General features: G+C 61.9%; 16 protein-coding genes and 1 tRNA gene. 6 read left to right on the top strand and 11 right to left on the bottom strand.

The features are described 5' to 3' along the window. Positions 1 to 4: 4 nt before the first annotated feature. The gene (locus BFP99_RS06825; protein WP_027606712.1) at positions 5 to 766 is read right to left on the bottom strand and encodes an AraC family transcriptional regulator; all 762 of its coding nucleotides are present in this window, start codon (positions 764 to 766) and stop codon (positions 5 to 7) included. Positions 767 to 977: 211 nt separating this feature from the next. On the opposite strand from BFP99_RS06825, the gene BFP99_RS06820 reads away from it, so the two are divergent. Genes BFP99_RS06820 through BFP99_RS06810 form a run of 3 tightly spaced genes read left to right on the top strand, consistent with a single transcriptional unit; the run spans position 978 to position 4,146 of the window. Further along, positions 978 to 1,904: a 4-hydroxyproline epimerase gene (locus BFP99_RS06820; protein WP_065927387.1), complete on the top strand. Its 927-nt coding sequence runs from the start codon at positions 978 to 980 to the stop codon at positions 1,902 to 1,904. Positions 1,905 to 1,944: 40 nt separating this feature from the next. Continuing rightward, positions 1,945 to 2,883, top strand: a complete 939-nt coding sequence (locus tag BFP99_RS06815) for a dihydrodipicolinate synthase family protein (protein WP_065946923.1) — start codon at positions 1,945 to 1,947, stop codon at positions 2,881 to 2,883. 3 nt (positions 2,884 to 2,886) lie between these two features. After that, positions 2,887 to 4,146 carry an FAD-dependent oxidoreductase gene (locus BFP99_RS06810; protein WP_065946922.1) on the top strand — a complete coding sequence of 420 codons (1,260 nt, stop codon included), beginning with the start codon at positions 2,887 to 2,889 and terminating at the stop codon, positions 4,144 to 4,146. 236 nt (positions 4,147 to 4,382) lie between these two features. Here the strand turns inward: BFP99_RS06810 and BFP99_RS06805 are convergent, their stop codons facing one another. Continuing rightward, complete coding sequence (locus BFP99_RS06805) at positions 4,383 to 5,303, bottom strand: ADP-ribosylglycohydrolase family protein (protein ID WP_065946921.1); 921 nt, start codon at positions 5,301 to 5,303, stop codon at positions 4,383 to 4,385. A gap of 48 nt (positions 5,304 to 5,351) precedes the next feature. Continuing rightward, positions 5,352 to 6,359, bottom strand: coding sequence for a GlxA family transcriptional regulator (locus BFP99_RS06800; RefSeq protein ID WP_074846863.1), 1,008 nt, complete (start codon positions 6,357 to 6,359; stop codon positions 5,352 to 5,354). An 80-nt stretch (positions 6,360 to 6,439) separates the two neighbouring features. Between BFP99_RS06800 and BFP99_RS32700 the strand changes: the two genes are divergently transcribed. Then, a complete protein-coding gene (locus BFP99_RS32700) occupies positions 6,440 to 6,670 on the top strand; it encodes a hypothetical protein (RefSeq protein WP_141690759.1) in 231 nt (76 codons plus the stop codon). 3 nt (positions 6,671 to 6,673) lie between these two features. Here BFP99_RS32700 and BFP99_RS06795 read toward each other — a convergent pair whose 3' ends face one another. Both BFP99_RS06795 and BFP99_RS33225 read right to left on the bottom strand, forming a co-directional pair. Continuing rightward, positions 6,674 to 7,282: a LysE family translocator gene (locus BFP99_RS06795; protein ID WP_065946920.1), complete on the bottom strand. Its 609-nt coding sequence runs from the start codon at positions 7,280 to 7,282 to the stop codon at positions 6,674 to 6,676. Between the two features lie 281 nt (positions 7,283 to 7,563). After that, complete coding sequence (locus BFP99_RS33225) at positions 7,564 to 7,722, bottom strand: hypothetical protein (protein ID WP_162844265.1); 159 nt, start codon at positions 7,720 to 7,722, stop codon at positions 7,564 to 7,566. Between the two features lie 177 nt (positions 7,723 to 7,899). Here BFP99_RS33225 and BFP99_RS06790 point away from each other — a divergent pair, with 177 nt between their 5' ends. After that, on the top strand, positions 7,900 to 8,184 hold the full coding sequence (locus BFP99_RS06790) for a hypothetical protein (RefSeq protein ID WP_065927382.1): 285 nt from the start codon (positions 7,900 to 7,902) through the stop codon (positions 8,182 to 8,184). 588 nt (positions 8,185 to 8,772) lie between these two features. On the opposite strand, the gene BFP99_RS06785 is transcribed toward BFP99_RS06790, so the two are convergent. Both BFP99_RS06785 and BFP99_RS06780 read right to left on the bottom strand, forming a co-directional pair. Beyond that, positions 8,773 to 8,846, bottom strand: a tRNA-Cys gene (locus tag BFP99_RS06785). Positions 8,847 to 9,058: 212 nt separating this feature from the next. Beyond that, positions 9,059 to 11,347: a bifunctional acylase PvdQ gene (locus tag BFP99_RS06780; RefSeq protein WP_065946919.1), complete on the bottom strand. Its 2,289-nt coding sequence runs from the start codon at positions 11,345 to 11,347 to the stop codon at positions 9,059 to 9,061. 236 nt (positions 11,348 to 11,583) lie between these two features. Here BFP99_RS06780 and BFP99_RS06775 point away from each other — a divergent pair, with 236 nt between their 5' ends. Next, positions 11,584 to 11,964, top strand: coding sequence for a fe2+ zn2+ uptake regulation protein (locus tag BFP99_RS06775; protein WP_065927339.1), 381 nt, complete (start codon positions 11,584 to 11,586; stop codon positions 11,962 to 11,964). Positions 11,965 to 11,972: 8 nt separating this feature from the next. Here BFP99_RS06775 and BFP99_RS06770 read toward each other — a convergent pair whose 3' ends face one another. From BFP99_RS06770 to BFP99_RS06755, 4 genes are all read right to left on the bottom strand, one after another. After that, positions 11,973 to 12,161, bottom strand: coding sequence for a hypothetical protein (locus tag BFP99_RS06770; protein WP_027606724.1), 189 nt, complete (start codon positions 12,159 to 12,161; stop codon positions 11,973 to 11,975). Between the two features lie 180 nt (positions 12,162 to 12,341). Next, on the bottom strand, positions 12,342 to 13,109 hold the full coding sequence (locus tag BFP99_RS06765) for an ABC transporter permease (RefSeq protein WP_065927338.1): 768 nt from the start codon (positions 13,107 to 13,109) through the stop codon (positions 12,342 to 12,344). Beyond that, positions 13,106 to 14,305 carry an ABC transporter substrate-binding protein gene (locus BFP99_RS06760; protein ID WP_065941680.1) on the bottom strand — a complete coding sequence of 400 codons (1,200 nt, stop codon included), beginning with the start codon at positions 14,303 to 14,305 and terminating at the stop codon, positions 13,106 to 13,108. The genes BFP99_RS06765 and BFP99_RS06760 overlap by 4 nt, the downstream gene beginning before the upstream one ends. Then, the coding region (locus BFP99_RS06755) for an ATP-binding cassette domain-containing protein (protein ID WP_141690758.1) at positions 14,292 to 14,687 on the bottom strand (396 nt) is incomplete at its 5' end. The genes BFP99_RS06760 and BFP99_RS06755, both read right to left, overlap by 14 nt.

Genomic DNA, 14,687 nt, shown 5'->3' with positions numbered 1-14,687 from the left:
GCGCTCAGCAGGTTTCCCGATACTGCCTCGGCGTAAACCCCGTCGATGCCTTGAACTGCCGGGTGAACGCGCTGTGGTCGGTATAGCCGCACTGCAGCGCGACCTCGGTAATCGGCATGTCGCTGTGCAGCAACCGATGGGCGTGTTCCAAGCGTACTTTCTGGATCATCTGCCGGGGTGTCAGGTGGAACACGCGCTTGCAGTAGCGCTCCAGTTGCGCCACGGAAATCCCGGCGATGCGCGTCAGTTCGCCGAGGGTGACACGGCGGTTGAAGTGCGTGCGGATATGCTCGTCCACAGCGGCCAGGCGTTGGTAGGCCGGGTGGGTTTGGCTGGCCGATTGCAGGTCGACCGAGATCCCGGCCAGGCCGATGATGCGGCCTTCGTGGTTGTACAGCGGCCATTTGTGGGTGAGGCACCAGCCGGGTTCGCGGCTGCCGTAGAGGTGCAGTTCGAGTTGGTCTTCCAGCACAAAACCCTGCTGCAGCACGCGCCGGTCCTGCTCGGTGTAGCCCGGTCCCAATGGTGCTGGAAAGACGTCGGCGCTGGTCTTGCCCAGCAATGGTTGCAGCTGCTTGAGGCCGCAGCGCTGCACCAGGGTGCGGTTGGCGAGGACGTAACGGGCCTCCAGGTCCTTGATGAAGATGGCGGCATTGGGGATCACGTCAAGCATTGGCAGCAGCTGCGCCACACCGGCCAATAGCTGCTCGATGCTGTGGGGAGGGCTGGCCCCTTGGCAAAGGCTCGCAAACGCGCGTTGAAGCATGAGTGTCCCTCCCCGGCTGTCACCTTGATGACAAGCAGATTGCCCCATGCCTGGGGTGCTGTCGAGCAGGGCGAACTGTGCTGATTTCGTCATCGATGTCGGCAAAAAACATCAATCGCCGCCCAGCCTGCGCGTTCACGATAGGGCCACTGCATGCCTATCCCTACACTCACAAGAAGGCAGCCCACAGCTCTTATTGATGGAGCGCGTTATGAAGCGACTGCATGTGATCGACTCCCACACCGGCGGCGAACCCACGCGCCTGGTGATGACCGGCTTCCCCGCGCTCAAGGGCGCGAGCATCGCCGACCAGTTGGAAAACCTGCGCACGGAGCACGACCCATGGCGCCGCGCCTGCCTGCTGGAACCCCGTGGCAATGACGTACTGGTGGGGGCGCTGTACTGTGCGCCCGTCACCCCGGGCGCCACCTGCGGGGTGATCTTTTTCAACAACGCCGGTTACCTGGGCATGTGCGGCCACGGCACCATCGGCCTGGTGGCGTCCCTGCAGCACTTGGGGCTTATCCAGCCGGGCGTGCACACCCTCGACACCCCGGTGGGGACGGTGGCCGCGACCTTGCACGACGACGGTGCCGTGACCCTACGCAACGTGCCTGCCTATCGCTATCGCCAGCAGGTGACGGTGGATGTACCGGGCCATGGCGCAGTCCAGGGCGATATTGCCTGGGGCGGCAACTGGTTCTTCCTGGTCTGCGAGCATGGCATGGCACTGGAGATGAGCAACGTCGACGCTCTCACCGACTACACCTGGGCGATGCTCAAGGCCCTCGAGGCCCAGGGCATCCACGGTGCAGACGGCGCCCTGATCGACCATATCGAACTGTTCGCCGACGACGCCCACGCCGACAGCCGCAACTTCGTCATGTGCCCTGGCAAAGCCTACGATCGCTCCCCCTGCGGCACCGGCACCAGCGCCAAGCTGGCGTGCCTGGCCGCCGATGGGAAACTCGCCCCCGGTGATACCTGGGTACAAGCCAGCATCACCGGCAGCCGCTTCGAAGGCCGATATGAATGGGACGGCACACGTGTCATCCCCTTCGTCACCGGCCGCGCCTACATGACCGCCGACAGCACCTTGCTGATCGACGAGCAAGACCCGTTTGCCTGGGGCATCTGAGCCCAACCCCTTTGATTGAACGCTGCAAGGAGCCAGGACAATGAGCGACAACATCTTCACCGGTTGCGTCCCCGCGCTGATGACCCCATGCACCGCCGCGCGCAAGCCGGACTTCGACGCGCTGGTCGCCAAGGGTCGCGAGTTGATCGATATCGGCATGAGCGCCGTGGTGTATTGCGGGTCCATGGGCGACTGGCCGTTGCTCACCGAAGCCGAGCGCCAGGAAGGCGTGGCGCGCCTGGTGGCGGCCGGCGTGCCGACCATTGTCGGTACCGGCGCGGTGAACAGCCGCGAGGCGGTGGCCCACGCCGCCCACGCGGCCAAGGTCGGCGCCCAGGGCTTGATGGTGATTCCGCGCGTGCTGTCCCGAGGTGCGTCCGCCACGGCGCAAAAGGCGCATTTCTCGGCGATCCTCAAGGCCGCGCCCAACCTGCCGGCGGTGATCTACAACAGCCCCTACTACGGCTTCGCCACTCGCGCGGAGTTGTTCTTCGAACTGCGTCGCGAACACCCGAACCTGATCGGCTTCAAGGAGTTCGGTGGCGCTGCCGACCTGCGCTATGCCGCCGAGCACATCACCTCCCAGGACGACAGCGTGACCCTGATGGTCGGCGTCGATACCCAGGTGGTGCACGGTTTCGTCAACTGCAACGCCACAGGCGCAATCACCGGCGTCGGCAATGCCTTGCCCCGCGAAGTGCTGCACCTGGTGGCCCTGAGCAAGCAAGCCGCCAAGGGCGATGCCAAGGCCCGGCGCCTGGCGCGGGAACTGGAAGCGGCGTTGGCGGTGTTGTCGTCCTTCGACGAAGGCTGCGACCTGGTGCTGTATTACAAGCACCTGATGGTACTCAACGGCGACCAGGGCTACGCCCTGCACTTCAACGAGACCGACGTGCTCAGCGATGCCCAGCGGCGTTACGCCGAAACCCAGTACGCGCTGTTTCGCCAGTGGTATGCCAACTGGTCGAGAGAGGCGTAGCTGATGCACGACCCTGACCCTGCGGATATCGCCGTAATCGGAGCCGGCATCATTGGCGTTGCCTGCGCCCTGCAGCTGGCGCGCCAGGGGCGGAAAGTGCGGGTGATCGACCAGCAGGCGCCCGGCATGGGCGCCTCCTACGGCAACGCCGGGCACCTGGCGACCGAACAAGTGTTCCCGATCGCCGACCTGTCGATCCTCAAGCGCTTGCCCGCCATGCTCATGGACCCCATGGGCCCGCTGCGCCTAGACTGGAAATACCTGCCACGCGCCCTGCCCTGGTTCATCCGCCTGCTGCTGAACCTGCGCCCGGCGAGTTACCAGGGCACGGTGACGGGTCTGCGCGCGCTCAATGAAGCGAGCCTTGGCGCCTGGCAACGGTTGCTGGCCAGTATTCAGCGCCCGGAGCTGTTGCGCGAAGATGGCTCGCTGCTGGTGTTCGAACGTTCAGACTCCCGCGCGGCCATCGATGGCTTGCAACGGCGCGTGCAGGCGCAAAACGTGCCGGTGGATTTCTGGTCGGCGGATGCCATTCGAGGGATTGCCCCGCAATTGGGCGCCCAGATCCAGGGCGGCCTGTTTTTCCCGCGAACAGGGCACTTCCTCGACCCTTACCGATTGGTCTGCGAATTGGTGGAGGCGGCCAAGGCCAGTGGCGTGCAGTTCCTCCAACACCAGGTGCTGGATGCGCGGGTTGAAGGCGATGGCGTCACCGTGAGCACCGATCAAGGCACCTTTGCCGCCCGCCAGGTGCTGATCGCCTGTGGCGCCCACTCGGCCAGACTCACCGCCGCCCTGACCGGCAAAAAAGTCCCGCTGGATACCGAACGCGGCTATCACCTGATGCTGCCCCATGAACATCAGCGCCTGCCGTTTGCCGTCACGTCCCTGGAGCGCAAGTTCATCATGACGCCCATGACAGGCGGCCTGCGCCTGGCCGGCACCGTGGAATTCGCCGGCCTCGACCGCCCGCCGAACATGGCGCGGGCGTGGCAGTTGCATCGGTTGAGCCAGGGGTTGTTTCGTGAGGATCTGAGTGCAGAGGACGCGACCCCGTGGATGGGCTTCAGACCGTCGCTGCCGGATTCGCTGCCGATTATTGATCGGGTGTGTGACGGGAAGGTGCTGCTTGCGTTCGGGCATCAGCATCTGGGGCTGACCCAGGCGGCGGTGACGGCGGAGATGGTGGGGCAATTGGCGTCGGGGGCGCCTGCGTTTTCGGGGTTGCCGGCGCCAGGGCCGTATCGACTGGGGCGGTTTTGAGAAGAACCGCCACGTCCAAGCACAGCAACTTGCACAAGCTATTTCATGTGGTGAGCGGGCTTGCCCCGCGTGGGGGGCGAAGCGCCCCTGATCAAGACGAATGCCGAGTCTCAGGCACTCCTCTGCGCCTGGTTTTGGGGCTGCTGCGCAGCCCAACGCGGGACAAGCCCGCTCACCACAATTGAGCTCGACAACTCCCACATTTGATCTTCATGGTTTTGCAGACGGTGCTCGCTTCACTGCACGAGATTACCGGTCGAAGCAGCCAACAGGGCATCCGCCGTGCCTTGGATTTCTTCGCGCATCCACAGCTTTTCCAACCAGCCGCCAGGAATTGCTTGGGCGCCATAATACGCACCGGCCAGCTGACCAACGATGGCTGCGGTAGTGTCTGCGTCATCGCCCAGATTGGCCGCCATCAGCACTGCCGCCGCAAAGCTGTCGGTATGGTGGAAGCACCAGAGTGCGGCCTCAAGGGACGCCACGGCGTAGCCGGTGCCGGCGATGTCATCACGCGACTTCTCCAGGTAATTGCCCTGCGCAAGTGCGGCGACTTTGGCGGTCGCGAGGTCCATCTGCGCCAACTGCAATACCTGATCCTTTGAAACACCCTCAAGCGCATTGCTGATTGCCTGGGCCAGCACCAGGCAGCACTCGATTGCTTCCAGAGCAGCGTGGGTGGTGCGCGAGCTTTCGGCGGCGTAATGGCGGATACGTTGAAGGTCCGGAAAGTAAAACAACACCACCGGTGCAAGGCGCATCATCGAACCATTTCCGGCGGAATACGGATCCGTAGAACCTGAAAAGGGGTTTGCGCTGTCTTGATAGGCCGTTAGCGCTTTACTCACGGTCAGGCCAATATCGAAACAGTCGCCGGTGGAGCTCAAATAGCCCCATTTCCACCAATTCAGATAGCGACCCATCTGATCCGCCGCGTCAAACCCCTCTTTGCGCAACAGACTTTCGGCGAGGCACAGCGCCATTGAAGTATCGTCAGTCCACTGGCCGGGCTTGAGGTTGAACGGCCCTCCTCCCACCATATCGGTGAGCGGAGTAAATGTGCCACGGGGCATGAACTCGACCGTGGTACCGACTGCATCGCCACAGGCCAAGCCCAGCAAACTGCCGCGATAACGATCCAAACGTGTAAGAGACATGGGTCCTCCTTGAAAAATCATGTCGGAGTGCACGGAGCGGCAGTCACTTTACTTGACCAACCGCTTCTCCTTGGAGGGGCGATATCCGAAATACGAGCTGTAGCATTTGCTGAAATGGCTCGGCGAGACAAACCCGCACGCCACCAGCACTTCCACCTGTGACAGTTCGGTGTGCTGCAACAGCCGGCGTGCTTCGGTGACGCGCAGTTCCATGTAGTAGCGCTGCGGCGTGGTGCCCAGTTGTTCCTTGAACAGGCGCTCCAGTTGGCGGCGCGAGCGGCCGGCGTAGACGGCGAGTTGGTCGAGTTCCAGCGGTTCTTCGAGGTTGGCATCCATCAGCTTGACCACTTCGCGCAGGGGCGCGCTGACGCTGACGTTTTCAGTGGGTTTGATCCGCCGATAACGCGATTCCTCGAAGGCCAGGATGTCTTCGATACCTTCGACCAGGGCTTTGTCGTGCAAGCTTTTGATCCAGTCCAGGGCCATGTGGAAAGCGCCGGAGGGGCTCGACGCGGTAAGGCGGTCGCGGTCGATCACGTAGGGCTCGCTGGTAACGTGGGTGGCCTTGGACACTTCCGCCAGGGCCGGGCGGTGTTCGGGGTGGATGGCGCAGCGGTAGCCCTGCAACAGGCCGGCACGGCCGAGGAACCATGCGCCGTTCCACAACCCCGCGAGGCTCACGCCCTGCTCGGCGGCACTACGCAGCAGTTGGATCAGTTGGTCGTCAGCCTTGAGTTCGGTGCGAAAGCCGCCGCAGATCACCAGCAGATCCAGACCTTGCAGCGCGGGCGCATCGAGACGCGCATCCGGCCGGATCACCAGGCCCAGGTCACTGATGACTTCCCCGTCGTCACAACCGAAGGTGCGCGTGGCGAACAGATCAGGTCGCAGCAGGTTGGCGGTGACCACGGTGTCGAGGGTCTGGGTGAATGCCGGCAGGGAAAAATGTTCGAGCAGCAGGAAGCCGACGCGAGTGACCGATGCCGGCTGGGAGGTTTCGTTGAGGTAGCGCAGGTTCTTGCCTTTCATGCCACCGCTGAACTGGCGTCTTTCCATCGAGGATTGGCCCACTTTTATTGTTGATGCAATGGGCGCCATCTTAGGGGGAAAAACGCTGGCTGTCTCAGGCACTGATCTTGAAAAAACCACGGGCGCCAAAAGCCCGTGGCAGAACCCTCGCCGACGCATCTGATACGGTTTTTTCTTTGCTATCTGCGCCTGTATTGAAACGCCGCCTGGGCGGACAATGGCCCCCATCCCCACCCCCTTCCTTCGGAGGCCTTATGACCAAGATGGCGATTTTCCTGTTCGGTTTTTTGGTGCTGACCATCGGCATCGGCCTGCTGGCGACCATCTCGCCGGTTTAGCACCTAGCCGGCAAACAACATCGGGTACAGCGACAGCACCAGCAACCCGGCCATTGACCAATTGAACAGCCTCAACCAGCGCGGCTCGCGCAGCACATTACGCAAGCCGCTGCCACACCCGACCCACACGCACACGCTGGGTAGGTTGACCACGGCAAAGAACAGCGCGATCACCAGCACGTTGGTGACATAGCCCTCAGCCGGCGTATAGGTGGTGATGGCCCCCAGCGCCATGATCCACGCCTTGGGGTTCACCCACTGAAACGCCGCCGCGCCCAAGAACGTCATGGGTTTGCCGTGTTCATCATTGCTATCGGACATGCCGCCCGCCGTGGCGATCTTCCAGGCCAGGTACAGCAAGTACACCGCGCCCACATAGCGCAACACCGTGTAGGCCCACGGGAATACCTTGAACACTTCGCCCAGGCCCAGGCCGACCGAAATCACCAGCAGCATGAAGCCGATACTGATCCCCAGCGCATGGGGCATCGAGCGACGAAACCCGAAGTTCACCCCCGAGGCAAGCAACATGGTGTTATTCGGCCCTGGGGTGATCGAGGACACGAAGGCGAACAGCACAAAGGCTGACAGCAGGCTGGTAGACATGGACATGGTGCGGCATCCGAGCAGTGTGGTAGGCCTGCGACAGTAGTGGGTTATGCCGCCCGGCGCCCCGTACAGCCAGGCACGGATCGAGGCATACACTTCAGGTTCAGATGGCTCCGGCGTTTTCACAAAGCTTTCACAGACGCGGCCTTATGGTGAACCCAGCTCCTAATGAACATCCCTTTTAGCCCGTGCTCCCCATCGCGGGCTTTTCTTTGCCTGGGATTTATCCCAGGCAAAAAAAGAGGTGAGCCATAATTCATGGCCCACCTCTGGTTGACTAACGGTTAACGCGGACCACCGCCTGGGCCACCGCCTTGACCATGACCACCACCGCCGTGATCACCACCCCCGCCACCGCCCGGCGGCATGAATATCCAGCAGCCCGACAAGGTCGACAACAGCGCGACAACAACAGCCGCCTTGGTTAGGTAATTCAACTTCATGACAACGCTCTCTGCTTTACAAGGTTGGGTGTACGTCAAGTAAGACCTCGGTAAATGAAGTCCGTCATGAGTTTCGTGTAACGTCTTGGTAGGGTTTGTGTTGGGGTGGATACACGTCATTCGTTGATGCGAGTAAGGCCAACTTCGCTACCTGATCAGCACCAAAGGGAGAAGTAGATGAAAGAGTTGATACAGGGCCTCGATGGACCCAGAACTGCCCAGCAGGAATTGTTTTATGACCTGGAAGATGCAACTGCAGTCATTGGCTGGTCCGTGGTTGAACTGACAGCCCTGGCAAACAGCAGCAGGACGCCGAGTGAGGCGTTGGCGCTAATGAAGATCGGCACGTTGCTGGCAACTCAGCGGGATAAAATCGCCAGGTACGCGGGTGAAGTGAAGGCGCAGCGCATCAGCAGGTCAGAGACTGGCGCTGAAGATAGAGTTCAGTACGCTCAAGAATGAGGGCCTCGACTCGGAAATCGTAGCCAGCCCTCGATCTTTACGTCAGCGAATAGTGCGAGCCAGCGGGAGCCGACTCGATCAGGTCATTCGACAGCAGCGTCAGGTTGAGCGTTTCTCGTCGAGATCATGTAGTTTTTTAACACCCTTCCCCGTCTTCCGCTCGTATTGATGATGAAAAAACCAAACGACCAAAAGTAGCATCGCCAGACCAAAAATGAATAGCAGCAGCTCTATTGCGGGACCTTCGTGTGAAAACATTTTCGTTCCTCATCCTGAAGTAGCGTGACTTGAAAACAGCCACAACCGAAATTATTCGTAACAATACGAACATTTTCAGGGTAGTCGCCAACACGGGCCATGACAACCTTAAAAGCCTCCTGACCCTTGATCTAGACACGTCACTCGTCGAAAAAACCTTCGAGCGTGGGAGGGACACGGCACAACGCTATACACAACGGGAAGGGAATGGCGCCTGCACAGGCGGATGCGGAGGAAGGTAGATCGGCCTGCTCGAGAGGTTGGCACCCGGGCCTTTTCTTCCGCCCAATAAAAAACCCCGTAGACGTTAATCTACGGGGTTTTCAAGAGTGGAGGCCGAGGTCGGAATCGAACCGGCGTAGGCGGATTTGCAATCCGCTGCATAACCATTTTGCTACTCGGCCTCAAACGATCAATGCCCTTGCCGCTGACATTCACCGTATAAAAACTTGAGTGGGCCATAGAGCCCTGCCTCTACTCTAACTCATTGAATACATTGAAGTTTTTAATGCTTCGTTGCGTTCGATGGGCGCTATTATGTACTCATTTGCTTTTGCCTGCAACCCCTTGATTTCAAAAATATTTCGTATTGGCATCAAGGGGTTGCGCGTCTGCCCTACTCCTTGATGAGCTGCTGCTGGTACTGCGGGTCGGCCTTGATCTGGGCGTCGGTGAACGGCAGTGGGCGGAGTTTTTTCTGCGCGAAGGCTTGGGTCTGGTCCTTGGCGTAGGGGGATGCCGGGTTGCTGGACAGGGAAAACGCGAGCACGCCCTGGGCGTGAGGCCCCTGGTCGTCGAAGGTGACGATCTGCAGGTAGCTGCTGCCGCTGACCACTTCGCGCTTGCCGTCGGCCCGGGGCACGGTTTGCATGGCGTTGTAGATCCCCAGCGCTTGCGGGCCGCCGTGGATCGGGGTTTGGCCGCTGACCTGGATATCGCCCCATTTGCTGTCGGCGTTGAGGCCGAGTTTGGCCACGGCTGCGCTGGAGGCCAGCATGGCTTCGCGCAGGGCCTTGGCCACGGGGGCGCGCTCGATGGCCAGGCCCCGTGGGGTGGTCAGGGGTTGGGCCGGGTCGAACGCGACGCGCCAGGCATCGGGGAGTTGCTGCAGGTCTTCAACCAAATTGATGAAGTGCACCAGGCCCAGGCCGCTGTCGAGGTTGGCGCGTCGGTCCCAGTCGTTGAGGCTGGTGCACAGCGACTTCAGCGCAGTCGCGTCGGTGCCAAGGTGTTTGGCGCAGAATTCCAGCAGGTCGGGCATGACCTGGCCGGCCAGGTACACCTCGTTGTCCATGACCATGTTTTGCAGGTCGGCGACGCTGATCGGTTGCGCCTCCAGGGATTGCAGGCGTTGCAGGGCGAAGCGTGCGCGCGGGCCGAGGCCGATGTGGTCCTGGCTGATCACCGGGGAGAAGCCGGTCAAGGGCGCCTTGGGGTTGGCCAGCCACGCCGAATCGTTAGAGTGCTGCACGTAGTCGCTACGCTCCAGCTGCGGCAACTGGTCGGCGGGGAAGATGCCAGCCTGGGCGGCACGCGGGTCGACGTCCCAGGCACAGGCACTGCGGGCACCGTCGAGCATGATCATCTGCAGGCCGGCACGCGGGTCGCTGCATTGCGCCAGTTTGGCCGCGCTGACGTTGGGCACCACCGACAGGTTCATGTACAGGCTCTGGCCCTGGTCATCGGCGGCCAGGGTATTGACCCACGGGATGCCTTGCAGGGTGTGCACCGAGGTTTGCAGGTCCTTGAGGCTCGTGGCACGGTTCATGGCGTACCACTGTTGCAGGACGCGGTCGTTGCCCAGGTTGGCATCGCGCAGGCTGAAGGCGTGGTGAGTGTCCCAATCCAGCTTGCCGGGCCATTGCACCACGGGGCCGAACTGCGAGCTGTAGACCGAGTGGGTTACCGGCGTCACGCTGCCGTCCGCTTGCCTGACCTGCACCGTCACCGAGGTTTTCTCCAGGGGGATGGATTTTCCATCCAGCATATAGCGCTTGGAGTCCTTGGGATCCAACGTCAGGCGATACAGGGTGAAGTGCTTGGACGTGTCCACCGTATGGGTCCACGCCACATGCTGGTTGAAGCCGATATTGATCACCGGCAGGCCGGGCAGCGCGGCGCCCATCACATCCAGCTGGCCGGGGATGGTCAGGTGCATTTCATAAAAGCGCATGCCGCCCACCCACGGGAAATGCGGGTTGGCCAGCAACATGCCACGGCCATTGAACGAGCGGTCGCGGCCCACCGCCACGGCATTGCTGCCGCGATCCAGGCTGAAGCGCTGTTGATTGGCGGCGGCCAATTCGAATGCCTTGGCGCTGGGTTGCACACTCGCGGAGGCCTGAGGCGGCGCGGCGCCGACCAGGGCTTCGGCGAACTGGCCGACACCGCCCTCCACCAACAATCTGCGGGTCAATTTCACCAGGTCTTCAACCACCAGCGGCCGCACCCAGGCCGCCTGGCACTGGGCGGGTGCGCCCTGCTCTTTCAGGTAACGGTTGTAGCCGGCCACGTAGCCTTGCATGCGCTGTTGGATCTGCGGGCTTTGCGTCTTCCAGAAAGCCGCCACCGCGCCCGGTGTATTCAGCCAGGTGAAAAACACATCGCTGGCCAGGTTGTTGCGCTCTTCCAGGGTCGACTGCTCGGGGCCGAAGTACCGGGCCCGCTCGCCGTTTACGGTAACCAATTCATTGGCCAGCAGGCACAGGTTGTCCTGGGCATAGGCATAACCGATCCCCAAGCCCAGGCCACGCTCGTCATTGGCGCGAATATGCGGCACGCCGAAACTGGTGCGGCGGATATCCGCCGACGCCTGTGTTGTCGATTCCCGTGCTGTTGCAGCCAGGCTCGCCCCCAGCAACAGCCCCGTCACGCACACCTTGGCCAACCCGTTGGAAATAATCACACAGACTCCGCAGTCAAATTGAACACCCTCACAGGGGTAACCACCCCACCGTAAAGACGCAAAAAACCGGGAGAAATTTAACCCTGGAGCGGGTTTATCCGAGGCGCTGCAGATGTGACAAAGCCGATACCGACAAATTTTCTACATCACACCCTTCATGATTTTGCACGCTCGTTCGTCTTATTGACTAAGAGCGCCATCATTTTCCTGATCAGGCTCTGATAAGGAGTTTTTGCATGTACAACCCGCAAGTGCCCACGGACGGACATTCACCCGCAGCCGACAGCCAATTTGGCAACGGCGCCCAAGCGTTCGGCAAAACCCCCGAACAGCAAGGCAACCAGCGTATTCGCCACCTGCTCAAGTGTTTCGGCCTGCGCACCAGCCTGATCCGGCTGAAGGTCATCGACGCCCTGCTCACCGCCGCCGACAACCAGCGCACCCTGGGGGTACGTGGCGTGCACAGCCATTTGCTGGAGCTGGGGATCCCGTTGTCGTTCCTGAGTGTGCGCGAGGTGCTCAAGCGCCTGTGCAGCGAAGGCGTGATCACCCTTAACGCGGATAAAAGCTACAGCCTCCATGAAGAGGCTGCCAAGGTACTCGACGCTCGAAGCTGAGGCTGACCTTAAAGCTTGACCTTGCGGCGCATGATGCCGTTGATCACCACCACGACGACCGCGACGGCGATGGCGATGGTCTGGAATGTCTTCTCACTGATAAACCCGATGTTCTGCAGGTAGGACAGGCCAAACATCGTCGCCAGTACCGCCAGGGCGATCAGGATCGAGTATTTCAAGCGTTGCTTTTGGGTCATGACGGGTTCCTGAACCGGAAGAATGTATTCACTGTGTATCGCCGAACACGCCAGGCACATACCCGGCGACGGGATGCACGGGGTCGACAGGGTCTTATGTTACAGGTGATGAAAAGCTTTGGCTCCTCCGGTGTGCCGCTCACCCCGACGGCGGTGGGCCGCCGGGCTCAGGCCATGCCTTCACTGGCTCCCCCCATGCACCCACCGCTGATGCAACCCGCGTGCAAGCGCATCCAGGGCAAACCCCAGCAGCCCGATCAGCAATACCATCGCCATCAGTTCCGAATAGGCCAGGCGATCACGGGTATCCAGGATGTAGTAGCCAAGCCCCGCGCTGACCCCGAGCATTTCGCACGGCACCAGCACGATCCACAGGATCCCAATGGCCAGCCGCACGCCAGTCAGCACGTGCCCCACCACGCCGGGGATGATCACCCGGCGCAAGGTTTCCCAGCGCGTGGCGCTCAGGCTGCTGCTCAACTGCAGCCAGCGCGGGTCGAGCTGGCGCACGCCGGCGGCGGTGTTGAGCATGATCGGCCACACCGCAGCAAACGCCAGCAGGAAGTAGATCGGTTGGTCCCCTACCCCCATCAGCATCACCACGATGGGCATCCAGGACAGCGGCGAGATCATCCGCAGAAACTGGAAGGCCGGCGTGGTCGCCGCTTCCAGGTTGCGCGAACTGCCCACCAGCAGCCCCAGCGGCACCCCCACCAGCAAGGCCAGGAACAGCCCGACGAAGATGCGCTTGAGGCTCACGACAATATGCAGATACAGCTCACCGCGCCCCAGCAATTCCCACAGGCTGCTGAAGGTGGCGGCCAGCGAAAAGCGCGCCGCCAGGCCGCCCCCATCGCCCCACACCTTCACCCCCAGCCACCACAGCAACAACAGGCCGGCCAGGCCACTCAACCCGAGCAACCAGCCCGGGACTCTGCGGTTGTTCAAACGCCAATCTCCTCGGTCCGCTCAAAGCCCTCGGGCAAGCCGAAGGTGCCCATGCCGCCCACCGCTTCGATGGCGTTGCGCACAAAGCGGTCATCCACCAGATCCTTGGCGACAAAGGCCGGGTCCAGATCGGCGAGGAATTTCTTGTCCCCCTCGATCAGCGTGTCCTTCAAACGTCGCACCAATTCCTCGGTGTAGCTGGGGAATGGATAGGGCTGGAAGTCGATGCGGTGCTCGTCCCAGTCGGCATGCCGGATCGCGCCATCGGCCAGGTAGGCCGCGCGGTCGGCAGCGGCTGGCGCCAGGACTTTGCTCAACACCGGCTCGGCATGTGGCGTGTAGCGGTTCGGACCGTCCTTGGACAGCAGTTTCACCGCCTCTGCGCGGTTATCACGGGTCCACACCTGGGCCTTGACGATCGCATTCACGACTTTCTGCGACCACTCCGGGCGATTGTTCAGGTCGTGTTCGTGCATGAACACCACGCAGCACGCGTGATTGCGCCACACGTCACCGGTAAACCGCTGCACACGCCCGACCTTGAGGTTCTCCGCCAGGGCGTTGAACGGCTCGGCGACGATATAACCGTCGATGCGCTGGCTGGCCAGGGCCGGCGGCATGTCCGAAGGCGGCAGCACGATCAGGTTGACCTCATTGGCGCCGATCGCACTGCCGGCGGCACGCGCCACCGGGGTCAGGCCGTTGTCGCGGAACAGTTGCTGCACCACCACGTTATGGATCGAATACCAGAACGGGATCGCCACCGACTTGCCGCCCAGTTGCTTCACCTCGGTAATGCCTGGTGCCACGGTGAGCCCCGAACCGCCCACATGGTTCCACGCCACCACCTTGGCCGGCACCTGGCTGCCATAGCGTGCCCACACGGTCATCGGCGACAGCAGGTGAATCACGTTGACTTGCCCGGAGATAAACGCCTCGATCACCTGCGCCCAACTGCGCAGCAATACCGGGCGCTCGGCCTTGATGCCTTCGGCTTCGAACAGGCCGTTGTTATGCGCCACCAGCAAGGGCGTCGCGTCGGTGATCGGCAGGTAGCCGATGCGCACCGGCGCATCCGGCTCGCTGGCGGCGCGGGCCTGCAGGCTGCTCAGCAGCGGCAAGGCGCCGGCGGCACTGAGTACCGCGGAAAGTTTGAGAAAGTCACGGCGCGAGTGGGTCAGGTCATCCAGGCACATGGCTGGGCTCCGGCAGGTCAAGGGTTTGGGGTTGAGGGCGGCTCGCCTGCCGTAGGGTTTTAAGAATCTCGATGCGCAGCGCGCCGATCGCTTCCACCTGTTCTTCCCGCGGTTGCGGCAGGTCGATGCGCCATTCGCCCAGCGTCCGCGCCGGGCGGTTGCCCAGCAGCAGGATGCGGTCGGACAACAGCAGCGCTTCGTCGATGTCATGGGTGATCAACACCGCCGCCGAACCCTGCTCACGGTTGACCTTGAGCAACAGGTGCTGCATATCGGCACGGGTCACTTCATCCAGCGCACCGAAGGGCTCATCCAGCAACAGCACCTGGGGCTGGCGTGCCAGGCAACGGGCCAACGCGGTGCGCTGGGCCATGCCGCCGGA

Origin of the sequence: Pseudomonas sp. 1 R 17, from assembly GCF_900067035.1 — a bacterium.
Classification (GTDB): Bacteria; Pseudomonadota; Gammaproteobacteria; order Pseudomonadales; family Pseudomonadaceae; genus Aquipseudomonas; species Aquipseudomonas marginalis.
This window is presented reverse-complemented; position numbering and strand designations above follow the sequence as displayed.

Coding starts and splice junctions, on each gene's coding strand:
- BFP99_RS06825 (WP_027606712.1), bottom strand. CDS start 766: ATGCTTCAACGCGCGTTTGCGAGCCTTTGCCAAGGGGCCAGCCCTCCC.
- BFP99_RS06820 (WP_065927387.1), top strand. CDS start 978: ATGAAGCGACTGCATGTGATCGACTCCCACACCGGCGGCGAACCCACG.
- BFP99_RS06815 (WP_065946923.1), top strand. CDS start 1,945: ATGAGCGACAACATCTTCACCGGTTGCGTCCCCGCGCTGATGACCCCA.
- BFP99_RS06810 (WP_065946922.1), top strand. CDS start 2,887: ATGCACGACCCTGACCCTGCGGATATCGCCGTAATCGGAGCCGGCATC.
- BFP99_RS06805 (WP_065946921.1), bottom strand. CDS start 5,303: ATGTCTCTTACACGTTTGGATCGTTATCGCGGCAGTTTGCTGGGCTTG.
- BFP99_RS06800 (WP_074846863.1), bottom strand. CDS start 6,359: ATGGAAAGACGCCAGTTCAGCGGTGGCATGAAAGGCAAGAACCTGCGC.
- BFP99_RS06795 (WP_065946920.1), bottom strand. CDS start 7,282: ATGTCCATGTCTACCAGCCTGCTGTCAGCCTTTGTGCTGTTCGCCTTC.
- BFP99_RS33225 (WP_162844265.1), bottom strand. CDS start 7,722: ATGAAGTTGAATTACCTAACCAAGGCGGCTGTTGTTGTCGCGCTGTTG.
- BFP99_RS06790 (WP_065927382.1), top strand. CDS start 7,900: ATGAAAGAGTTGATACAGGGCCTCGATGGACCCAGAACTGCCCAGCAG.
- BFP99_RS06775 (WP_065927339.1), top strand. CDS start 11,584: ATGTACAACCCGCAAGTGCCCACGGACGGACATTCACCCGCAGCCGAC.
- BFP99_RS06770 (WP_027606724.1), bottom strand. CDS start 12,161: ATGACCCAAAAGCAACGCTTGAAATACTCGATCCTGATCGCCCTGGCG.
- BFP99_RS06760 (WP_065941680.1), bottom strand. CDS start 14,305: ATGTGCCTGGATGACCTGACCCACTCGCGCCGTGACTTTCTCAAACTT.